The sequence below is a fragment of the Novipirellula caenicola genome, assembly GCF_039545035.1.
Lineage (GTDB): Bacteria > Planctomycetota > Planctomycetia > Pirellulales > Pirellulaceae > Novipirellula > Novipirellula caenicola.
In genome coordinates, this window is record NZ_BAABRO010000005.1 from 220,595 (window position 1) to 231,923 (window position 11,329).

The 11,329-nt window shown below is 53.3% G+C and carries 7 protein-coding genes; 4 read left to right on the forward strand and 3 right to left on the reverse strand.

From position 1 onward, the window contains the following. Window positions 1–49 precede the first annotated feature (49 nt). From ABEA92_RS12645 to ABEA92_RS12655, 3 genes are all read right to left on the reverse strand, one after another. On the reverse strand, window positions 50–1,009 hold the full coding sequence (locus ABEA92_RS12645; protein WP_345684194.1) for a DNA-methyltransferase: 960 nt from the start codon (window positions 1,007–1,009) through the stop codon (window positions 50–52). 202 nt (window positions 1,010–1,211) lie between these two features. Next, a complete protein-coding gene (locus ABEA92_RS12650) occupies window positions 1,212–2,975 on the reverse strand; it encodes a hypothetical protein (protein WP_345684195.1) in 1,764 nt (587 codons plus the stop codon). Between the two features lie 138 nt (window positions 2,976–3,113). After that, window positions 3,114–4,157 carry a polysaccharide biosynthesis/export family protein gene (locus ABEA92_RS12655; protein ID WP_345684196.1) on the reverse strand — a complete coding sequence of 348 codons (1,044 nt, stop codon included), beginning with the start codon at window positions 4,155–4,157 and terminating at the stop codon, window positions 3,114–3,116. Window positions 4,158–4,300: 143 nt separating this feature from the next. Between ABEA92_RS12655 and ABEA92_RS12660 the strand changes: the two genes are divergently transcribed. From ABEA92_RS12660 to ABEA92_RS12675, 4 genes are all read left to right on the forward strand, one after another. Continuing rightward, window positions 4,301–4,465: a hypothetical protein gene (locus tag ABEA92_RS12660; protein WP_345684197.1), complete on the forward strand. Its 165-nt coding sequence runs from the start codon at window positions 4,301–4,303 to the stop codon at window positions 4,463–4,465. Between the two features lie 1,359 nt (window positions 4,466–5,824). Continuing rightward, window positions 5,825–8,068, forward strand: a complete 2,244-nt coding sequence (locus tag ABEA92_RS12665) for a GumC family protein (protein ID WP_345684198.1) — start codon at window positions 5,825–5,827, stop codon at window positions 8,066–8,068. A 500-nt stretch (window positions 8,069–8,568) separates the two neighbouring features. After that, a complete protein-coding gene (locus tag ABEA92_RS12670; RefSeq protein ID WP_345684199.1) occupies window positions 8,569–10,386 on the forward strand; it encodes a polysaccharide biosynthesis protein in 1,818 nt (605 codons plus the stop codon). A gap of 63 nt (window positions 10,387–10,449) precedes the next feature. Further along, on the forward strand, window positions 10,450–11,301 hold the full coding sequence (locus ABEA92_RS12675; protein WP_345684200.1) for an ABC transporter permease: 852 nt from the start codon (window positions 10,450–10,452) through the stop codon (window positions 11,299–11,301). Window positions 11,302–11,329 lie beyond the last annotated feature (28 nt).

An 11,329-nucleotide genomic window follows, 5' to 3' on the forward strand; every position in this document is an offset into this window, starting at 1 on the left:
GGAACCTCGCTGCGACAGCCGCTGGTCAAGGGTATAGAGCAAACCGGCGTTACAACAACTCTGGCTGCGTGGCGTTGCCGGTCTTGGGCATTTTACCCTTTCCTTTCGCGGTTGACTTCTTCTTGGAAACCTTGTCGGCCAACCGTTTTCCGTTTTTCGTATTCGGGGCGCTCAACAATGGATTTGCAGGCCCAACCAACGGATCGCCCACGTTGGTTTCATCGAGTCGCTCGTGAATCTTGGTCGCATACTCTTCGCTCAGCTCGGTGCCGATGAAGTTACGTCTCAACTTCTTGGCCACCACCAACGTCGTTCCACTTCCTGAGAAAGGATCGAGAACGCAGTCTCCTTCATTGGAACTAGCACGGATGATCCGGCCGAGCAACTGCTCAGGCATCTGGCAACCATGGAATCCTTGGCGTTCTTTGAAGGTGCCGGCGACGCGTGGGAAGTACCACGTATCGCCATCTTCTTCGAACCCGTTGGGCAGATCTTGCGGACGCAGAATCCAAGTGTTGTCTGGCAATCGACCTTTGGGATTCGCACGCCGGTCACCGTAAACCAGTTGTCGCGCCGACGGGATGCGAATCTCAGGGTCCGCCGCGTTGAAGGTAAACTTTTCGGGATCTTTGACGAAGTGGAACAGATGGGTGTGCGACCGGCTGAACCCGTATTTGCAGTTGACCCCAAACGTGTAATACCAAATGACCCAGCTACGACAGACAAAGCCAACCTCGCGTGTGGCACAGACTTTGAGTTCCGCGGCGTACTCGTCGCCGATCGCCAACCAAAAAGTCCCATCAGGCTTCAAAACCTGGTGCACTCCCTGAATCCACTGGCGGCACCAATCGAGGTACTCTTCGTCGCCACGCTTGTCGTCGTAGACGTCGTAGTCATAGCCGATATTAAAGGGGGGATCGGCAAAACAGAGATCAACCGACTCGGGGGCCATCCGCTTTAGCAGATCGACACAGTCCCCTTGATGAAGCTGGTTGATTTCGAGTGCCACGCGATACCCCTTGTACAAATGCCGTTAATTGCTGGATCAAGCTATCATTGCTATCGCAGTTCATCCTACCGAAACGGGGATGGCTGGCAACGTGGCGTTGCTTAGAAACGCCCACACCACTCATGACCGCCATGAGTGGTGTGGGGTGTTTTTGGGATCGCAATCACCGCGATCCAAGAGGTTTACGGGAATCGCCGTCCGTTTAGCGAATCTGAATTCGGTTCGCTGGAGCCGGATACAAACTGGACTGCGTTTGATTCGGTGCGATGTATTTCGGCGTGACCGTGTTGGAAGTCATGCCGGACGGAGCGATTTGACCCAACGGGATCCGATTGACCACCGGGGCCACGGTTTCGGCAGGCGTCACATTTCCGGTGGGCAACACGTTTTGGGACGTCGTCACCGGCGACGAGTTTTCGCCCACCAATTGCTGGACCGAAGCAGGAATGCGTCGTACCGGCGTTGGTAGATTCGTCGTGGTGCTGGGCTGCGTGAATTCACCCGTGCGGATCGATTCCTCGACAGGAATCGTCGGCACTCGCTTGGGCAAATGAGTCATCGTTGGAACCATCCTTGGCGATTGAGTTTGGATCGACACCGGCTCGAACGACTCCTTCATTTCGTCAAACTCAGCAGCCGAAGTCTCGGCGACTGGCAATCCGGATGCGGTGGCGATGGGCATCGTGATGATGCGGTTCCACTGCTCGGCGGAAAGATCGATCGATTCTTGCGACGCGGACGACGCTGACTTGCTTGACTTCGCAGTGGCGTTCTGAGCACCGGCTTGCATCTCGTCTTGCGAATCCGATGCGACGACGTCTAGCGTACTCTTCTTCGGCTGCGGAACCGCGATCCGTTGCACCTTTGGCGACTCGTGTTGCGGCGTGGCGGAAGTCTTGACGGCGGGCTTCGCGGCCTGATCTTGCTTGGCTTGCGGGATCACAGATGTAGCAACCGCTGCCGAAGCTTGCTGCGACGGCGACTTTGTAGTGTTCGCGACGGCGACCGGTGCTGCCGAGGCCTTGGCTTCGGTAGCCGTTGCTTCGGTAGCCGTTGCTTCGGGGGCCTTCGCTACGGGTGTCTTTGTGACCGGATCCTTGTCCACTTGGGGAACCGGCACCCGAGTCACCGAGGGCACCTTGTCGATCGTAACCGCACGCTCGGGCGAAGGAACTGGAAAGTTGATCACCATTGGCTCTGGCTCGCTGGCCACGCCTTGTTCGTCAGCCACGCCCTGCGGGTCGACGACCGGCGTGCTCTTGGCGACCGATTGCGATGGAGCTGATTGGGATGGCGGAGCGCCCGGCACGGGGGCTTCGATCATTCCATCGACGAGCGAAGTTTCCATCGGTGACAGCACCGCAAGAGCACGTTTCTGACTGACGGGTTTCGCTTGGGTTTGATCGGTCGACCGCACCTGTGGCTTGGCCATGTTTTTCGAAGCGGGCACGTTCAAGTCAATCCGATTGTTGGCTGCAGGAGCCATTCGGTCACTTGCACTCGGAATTGCGTGCTCGTTTTCCACCGCGATGTGAGGTGCAGAGATCGATTCGCTGGTCGCGGGATCATGTTGCGGACCGTGTTGAATCTGAACGTGATCAATGTCGACCGGGATCCCGTCGATGTATTCGACCGGCGGCACCATTTCGAGCATCTCGGGGTGACAAGCTTGGGCACCATTGGGGCATCCCCATCCCTCAGGAAACTTGTTCCAACATGTGGGCTCGTAACCGTAGTACGGTTTGACGTAGGCACAGTGCGGGCAACATTTCGCATGGGGATTTGCAACGATTTGGCCGCAATGAGCACAGTGGTAGTACGACTTTTTGCTTTCACGCAACTTGTCGAACCCACAGTGCTGCGCCCAGTCGTGGTGCACAGACACACAGCCAACGCTGGCACTGATTGTGACGGCAAGCGTCATCGCCACCGCCGCAGTCAGTTGAGTTTGGGATTGTCGTCGCATCGTTGTCACCGCTTACTTTTTCAAAAATTGACACATGTAGATTGATTCAGTTCAGCAGAGGAATCAGCTTGCTGGGCATCGCTTTGGATGGCCCAGCAAATGTCCTCGGTTCCCACACAGACCTAACAATGACTCAGGCTAGAATCCGCCACCGAATCCATTTGGATTCCCGCCGCCCTTGAGCACGCTTCCGGAGAAACGGGTCGCCGTACCAACGCTGAGCAGCGAGAAGCCCATGATGCGTTCGAACGGAGCGAACATTTTGGCAAGCTTGTTGTCGAACGCGACCATATGGTCTTCTTGGACAAACAAACGGTCGCCTGGCATGAGTTGAAAGTTCGTATTGGCGGAACCACACTCGGTCACCGCGTGCCAATCGACTGGCAGGATTTGCGAATCGCAAAGATCCGACGTCGGACGTGCGATCCACATCTTCTTTGACGAAACCTGCTCAAGTCCATTGATTTGTGAAATCGCGTCGAGAACCGTTTCATTACCCGTGATCGGGAAACGGTAGACGGCATCGCCCAGCTCGGCACCCTGCAACACGATGTAGTACACCTTGCTGTTGTATGCGTGGACGTTGACCGAGATGACTGGTTCTTCCAAGAACTGCGACAAGTGCTGTTCGATCGCCCATTTGGCTTGGGCCAACGGCATGCCGACCACGGACACGCTGCCGTAACTGCCGAGGGTGACGGTCCCATCGGGACCGACAAGGTATTGCCCGACCAATCGCTGGGATGCACCAAGTTCGGCGAGCGAAACCGCGACTTCAGGTTTCTTCAAATATTTCTTTAGATGTTCCTCGATCGCGGCCTGGGCCTGCGGTACCGTCATGCTCGAAACCGAGACCACCCCGTAAGGAGCTCCGAGGTTGATCACCCCGCCGGGTTCGATCGGGTAACCGCCACCGATCGGCCCTTCAGGCAATGTTCCTTGGACTCGCACCGACAACACATCAAGCACCTTTAAGGTATAAGGCGACTTGGGTACTGCGTGCACCGTCTCGATCGTCAAGATATCGGGCGGCTCAATGATGTAATCCGGCATCACTGTCTTGGCCAACTCGCGAGGCATATTCGCCACTTCGGGTGGCACCACAGAAACCTGTGACGCATGGTGACTCTTTTTGAGCCCTTGGCATCCGACCCCACTTAACAGGCAGATTGCCGCGAACATTTGTAGAGAGACTACAAAAGGTCGTGATTTGAATTGAGACATAGTCACATCCGTGCGTTGTTCTGGAGGCACCCAAAAACATCCGGCAACGTCCTTGCTCCGGTTTCAATTTGTTGGGGTTGCGACAAGGAGGACCACCCAACATGAAAAAGGGTGGAAACCTTGCTGCGTTGAACGATCCAGGCGCCAGCAAACTGAAATTGCAAGCATTTCCCGCAATTCACTGTATTTTGCACCTTGCCACGATGAGTCCGACGACGGCCAGCACCGCGAAAGGTTGGGTCGCGGAAGCCTCGTTGCTTCCATGACCGACTCGCTTATGCTTGGCCACCTCGGCGATTCATCTTGGAATTCGCTCACAGGATTTATCGTCGAGCGGGCAGTTCCCCCCCGCCGAAACGTGGGCTCAACCGCGATCTTTTCGAATTCTGCCTCGGATTGCGCTCAACACACCGGTTGTTCGTAATGCGTGCCGCGTGCGGGTTGGGCAAACTCTAGCGACAGCGCCGCGTGCGGTAAAAAGGATCCTGGGCCGCTGGATTTGGCCGTGAATCGCATTTCCACGGCCGCACGATTCAGTGGCGCGATTCAGTGGCGCGATTCAGTGGCGCGATTCAGTGGCCCCGCTCCGTGGCCCCGCGCTTTTTGAACATCGCGGTTTTAACCCGATAGGGTCCACATCCTCAGCAGCCGGCATCCTGAAAACTCGTCGGACATACGCCGGGAAATTCACACGCTGTCGCGACGAATGCTTTGTCGCAGCGAAAGAACCGACCGTCGATCGCTAAGGGATGCCTATCATTTGTGTGCCGAAATACAGCACCTTCCGCTTTCCAGAACAAAGCCCTTCGATACGAAGAAAAATTGCCCGACCGTGAAAAAAATCATCGGCCAATCAAGCCGCCCGCAAGGTGAGAATACCGGCTTTACATTTTGGTGCTCACCAAATCAAAAATCGCCGTGGTAGCAAATCAAGCTGACTGGATGCCCACCCATCAGGCTGCACAATTTTCCGCCAATCCTACTGTCCAATCCAAAACTTACCGCACAGGAAAATACAGAAAGCAGTTTCCTCCATGGCCGCAAGCAATGAGGATTCGTTCCCCCTTGCCGACTGATTAGGTTGCGATCGACCACATCCCTGCCTCTCAAAAGTCGCCGGCGACGGGTGGTACTTGCTTGCCCTCCCCCACCGCCAGGCTTATGATCGTAGACGTCGGCCCAACAACTGCAATGACGGCGGTCGTTCTCACCCATAATTTTCGATTCAGCACGATTTGATACGCACTGCGAAAATTATGTGGTTTTTGACCATCACCTTATTCTCTTGCATCGACCAGAAACCGGAAAGCATTTGTTGCGGAAACCTGACTAGTAATCCCCTCGAGCCTGAGTAGGTTGGTTTACCCCACCCTGCCTTTGGCAACGATGCACCGGTTAGAACAACTACATGAGATTTTAGCGGCGACTTCTAAAAAGATTCATCTCGTTTACACCACCGAGATATTAGAACGTCGGCAGCAAGCGTTTAAGGAACCTGTGAGAACAAAGGATGAACAAGCTATGACCAATAACAGCTTGATAGTCACCATTTGATTAGCACCATGAGATGATTCGATTGAAGTGATGTGATCATCGTCATCAATCGTAAGCGGGAGATTGGTTTTTTGAGTAACAACGATTTCGTCGATACGGCATCGCCCGACGCAAGTAGTCGCTCGTTGATTCCTGTAAACGACCACGAGATCTCTCCCACCTATATCTATCATCATGCGACCACGGGACATGATGCCGAGTCGTTGGTTGGTCCGCGATACCTTATTCATTCGCTGACGACCTATTGGTATCTAACCATCCCATTGGCCATCATCTTGGCTGGGTTGTCGGCCGCTGCAGTTTTAATGACGTTCACTCCGGTGTATCGAGCAACTGCAGTCATGAAGATTGCAAGTTACGCACCTTTCATTGCGTACACGACACCTGAGCCTCAAATGAATCCAGAGGATTTCACAGAGACTCAAATTGAATTGATCCGAAGTTCCCTTGTCGCCGAGCAGGTGCTCGAAGATCCACAGATCGCCGAGTTACCGGGACTTCAATCGATAGAAAAGCCAATTGCTTGGTTGACCAATAACATTCGGGTCCAGCAGGTTGGCAGCTCGGAACTCTACAACATTTCTCTCGAGACATCCGATCCCGAGTCCTCTGCGAAAATCGTCAATGCGATTCTCGATACTTATTTTGCCGTTCGAGCAAAGGACAACGAAGACCAAACCGCGCGGGTCCTCGAACTTTTGGGGCAAGAGAAGCAAGCGCGAAGCATCGAGATCCAAAATCTACGTGAAAAGATGCGGCAACTCGGGCAAGACGTGGTGGGCATGGATCCGTACACCGGAATGCCGCAAAAGAATGGTGGGCAGGCAAGTGCAGGGCCACTAGAACGACTTCGCGAACGGCTAACCGCGGCCGAGGTCGATCGCAAAATGCTTGAGATGGAAATCACCGCGATCCGTGAAGCGATTGCCAAAGAGGATCTTCGTATCGCCGAGGTCGATGTGGAAATGGCGGTGGGTGAAAGCCAAGAAGTGCTTGATCTACGCGCGATGATTGCGGAACGCAAATCCATGATGCATCGTGTCGAAAGCACCGCAGCAGGAGGACGCAACGATCCATCCTATTTGCGTTTGGAAGCCGAAGTCAAAGGATACGAAGAGAGTCTCAAGCGAGCGGTTGCCAGCAGCCGCCCCAAGATCACCGACCAATTAAAGTCGCTCGCAGAACTCGATCGTCGCGATACGCTGCACGAACTCGAAGCACGACTCGAAACCCAGCTTGTGCTCGAGAACCTGTTGAAACTGCGATACGAAGAGATGCTTGGTACTGCGGGCGAATCCGGCAACAAGCTACTCGAACTCGAATTTGCCCGCGCGGAACTCGAGCGCGAAGAACGGGTGTTCGACTTGATTGCCGAACGATCGATGGCACTGACCACCGAATCACGTGCTCCAGGCCGAATTGTCCTGCTGCAGCCCGCCGAGCCTACTCTTCACCCGGTTGCAAGTTTTCCACTTCGCAACATGGCAATTGCTGCCTTTCTGAGCGGGTGTCTTCCGTTTGGCCTCGCATTGCTATGGGAATTATCAACCAAGCCAATCAGTGATGTCGAGCAGTTGACCAGCAGCACCGCACAAACCTCGGTTAGCGAAGTTGCCAAACTGCCAGTGCGAACCATTTCGATTGGATCGCGACAAACCAAAGCGATGAGCATCTTTGAAGAAAGCATTGATAGCCTTCGAGTTGGCCTGCTGCTTGGCGAAAAACACAACAACATCCAGACCCTTGTCGTGACCAGTGCCGTTCATGGCGAAGGCAAGTCCAGTATCTCGTCGCAGCTTGCCGTCAGCATCGGCCGGGCTACTGGCGAACCAGTGCTGTTGGTCGACGGCGACCTTCGCGCTCCAGATATTCACAATATTTTTCAAGTATCAAACAACCTTGGGGTGACTTCCGTCCTGGAAGGACGCGCGACCCTTGATGAAGCGGTCATTCGCGACTGGAGCGACCAAATCCACTTGCTGCCCGCAGGTCGACTGCGAGTGAACCCACATCAATTAATGACACGTGAATCCCTCCATAAGATTTTTAGTGAATTAAGAGCGAAATATCGTTATATCGTCATTGATACTCCTCCCATCCTTTCTGCATCCGAAGCGATTTTACTTGCTCGATGTGCTGATGGCTCGCTGCTTTGCACTCGACGCAACATCAGTCGCGAAGGCCAAGTAAAAATCGCTCATGATCGTCTCACAAAAGCAGGCATTAAACCGCTGGGCACGGTACTCAACGGAGTGCCCACACGGAGCTATGCAAAAACGTACGGAAGCTACGACTACGCGAGGCGTTTTGAATAACAGATGCATTTCGATGTAACTAAATCCGCCAGCCTTACGAGCTAATCATCGACGCTGGCTCGACCTCTCTATTCAATGCGAAACTAGCCACGTTTCGGTTGAAGGTGGTCGCTGCGCAGCCGTCACTAACTTCATTAATCAATACATCAGCAAAGCGTTTCCGCACGATTCATTAATCACCATTGTTTTGCAGTGGAATGGGGGATTAGCCCATTGAATCGGAGCGCTTTACAACTAGCATGACCCCATGCTGAGGGTACACCACCCGCCAATTCGTGGGTGTCACCCAGGTGGACGAAGTCCGCGCTGAAAGAATTCGAAACTGGCTACGGCTAGTTCGGCAAAGCACCGCTGTTTCTCATTGAATTTGCTCACATCGTTAAAGCGTCTTGATCATGAGTGCAAAAAAGAACACGCCCTTGCATCGGATTCTACCAGTTCGAATCTATTTTTTGATTCTGGCCCATCTGGTCATTTTCGTATTGTCATACGAAATCGCCTTGCGGCTACGATTCGACATGGTGATCTCAGCGAATGTTCGCGAAGACTTCTGGAGCATGCTGCCCTGGATTTTGATCATCAAGTTGTCGATCTTTCACTTGATCGGCAGCCTACATGGATGGTGGCGTTATATTACATTTACCGACTTGGCGATTTTACTACGCACCTCGACGGTCGCGAGTATCCTGATTGCCGCGGTGGATTACTTGTTTAGTCAGCAGTATCAAATTCCACGTTCGGTTTTGCTGATGGATTGGGGAATTACAATTCTGCTTGTCGGCGGATTGCGAAGCGTTTACCGGCTTAGCCAAGAAATGGTATGGCCCGCACTGTCATTGAATGATCGCAAACCGACACTTCTGATCGGTGCGTTGCAGGGAGGCGAATTGCTGGCTCGACAGATCCATAGCCATCCCAACCTCGATTTTCATATCGTTGGTTTCTTAGACGATGATGAACATAAACATGGACTGCGAATCGGCGGCATTCCCTTTTTAGGTAGTCCAGAGGACGTGGTCGAGCACGCTCGCGCTCACGACGCAAAAGACCTGCTTATCATTTCCAATGTGTTGCCGGGGCAACAACTTCGCGAACTGATTGATCGCTGCGAACAAGCCAAGATCCGAGTCAAAATGGTTCCGCCGGTCGACGAACTGATCAATGGATCGTTCCGTTTCCAAACCCGCGATGTTGAAATCAATGACCTTTTGCGTCGCGACCCGATCGAACTTGATTCGAAACCGGTGCGAGAAATGTTGCAAGGTCGACGCGTGGTCGTAACGGGCGCCGGAGGCAGCATCGGCTCGGAGATTTGTCGCCAAATTGCCCGCTGTGACCCCGCCCAATTGATCTTGGTCGAACGTGCCGAGAACGCGTTGTTTTTGATCGATCGTGAAATGAAGATTCGCGACTATGGCGACATTTGCGTGCCCTTTGTCGCGGACATTTGTGATCAACATCGGATGCGAACGCTGTTCGAAAACTACCAGCCAGAGATTGTGTTCCACGCGGCCGCTCACAAACATGTGCCCTTGATGGAATTGAATCCGTCACGTGCACTAAAAAACAATGTGCTCGGCACCGCAGGTCTGGTGGACCTTTGTCACGAGTACGATGTCGAGCGTTTCGTGATGATCTCAACCGACAAAGCGGTCAAACCGACTAGCATCATGGGAGTGTCGAAACAATTGGCCGAACGGTTTGTGCACGCCAAAGCCGAAGTATCAAAAACCAAATTTGTCGTCGTCCGATTTGGCAATGTATTGGCGTCCGCAGGTAGCGTTGTCCCCATCTTTCAAGAGCAAATTGCCAACGGCGGACCGATTACCATCACTCATCCCGAGATGACTCGCTTCTTCATGACGATTCCCGAAGCCTCTCAGTTGGTGCTACAAGCATCCAGCATGGGCAAAGGCGGAGAAATCTTTGTATTAGACATGGGCAAGCAAGTCAAAATACTCGATTTGGCCAAAGACCTCATTCGCTTGTCCGGCTTAAATGAAGACGATATTAAGATCGAGTACACAGGCATTCGCCCAGGCGAAAAACTGTATGAAGAACTTTATATGGAACACGAAGAAATGATGCCCACGCTTCATCCCAAGGTGAAGACGGCCTATCACCAATCGTTCAGCACCGAAGAAATTCGCAGTTTGCAACAGAAGCTTCAACAGTTAGTCGGCGAAGACGACGCGGTTATTCGCAAGACGATGTGCGATATGGCAATTGCATTTCAATATCCAAACGACGAACTACAGTCAGAGAATGTGGAAGTGGGAAGTGATAATCTTGCCACCTCTGCCGAACCGATTGGATAGGATGCAAGTCCCGCTAACAGCAGAACGATCCCCGATGGCGAATACGAGTAAACCAGCAACACGATGAGCACCGCGATCGAAACCGATCCGATCGGCCAAGAGGTCATTCGGATCCAACCCGCCAAGGGTTGGATGCCACTGCGTCTGGGTGAATTATGGGAGTACCGTGAATTACTGTACTTTTTGACGTGGCGTGACATCAAAGTCCGTTACAAGCAGACCTTACTTGGGGCCGCCTGGGCCATCATTCAACCACTCAGCACGATGGTGGTATTCACCCTTTTCTTTGGCAAGCTTGCCGAAATGCCATCTGACGGCGTTCCCTATCCAATCTTTTCCTTCGCGGCCTTGGTCCCCTGGACCTTCTTTGCTAACGCGATGGTGGCGTCCTCAAATAGTCTGGTTCAAGGCTCAAACCTATTGAAGAAGGTTTACTTTCCTCGATTGGCGTTGCCGATCTCGACCGTGCTCGGCGGGGTGGTGGATTTTGCCTTGGCCTTTTCCGTGTTGGTGCTGATGATGTTCTACTTTGGCATCGCGCCAACGTGGAATGTGATCGTGCTGCCCTTTCTGTTGCTACTTGCATTCATGACGTCGCTAGGGGTCGGACTGTGGTTATCCGCAATGAACGTTCGCTATCGTGACGTTCGCTATGTGCTTCCATTCATCACCCAGCTGTGGATGTTCGCGACCCCGGTGGTTTATCCCAGCAGCATGCTGGAAGAACCTTGGCGAACGCTTTACGGAATCAACCCGATGGTAGGCGTTGTGGAAGGATTCCGTTGGGCGCTTGCCGGCACCGACACCGCACCGGGACCGATGATTGCCGTTTCCACCGTCGTCTCGATTCTGATTTTGATTTCGGGTGCATTTTATTTCCGCCGTATGGAGAAGTCCTTTGCCGACGTCGTCTGACATCGGAAGATTATCCCTTGGGGATGAT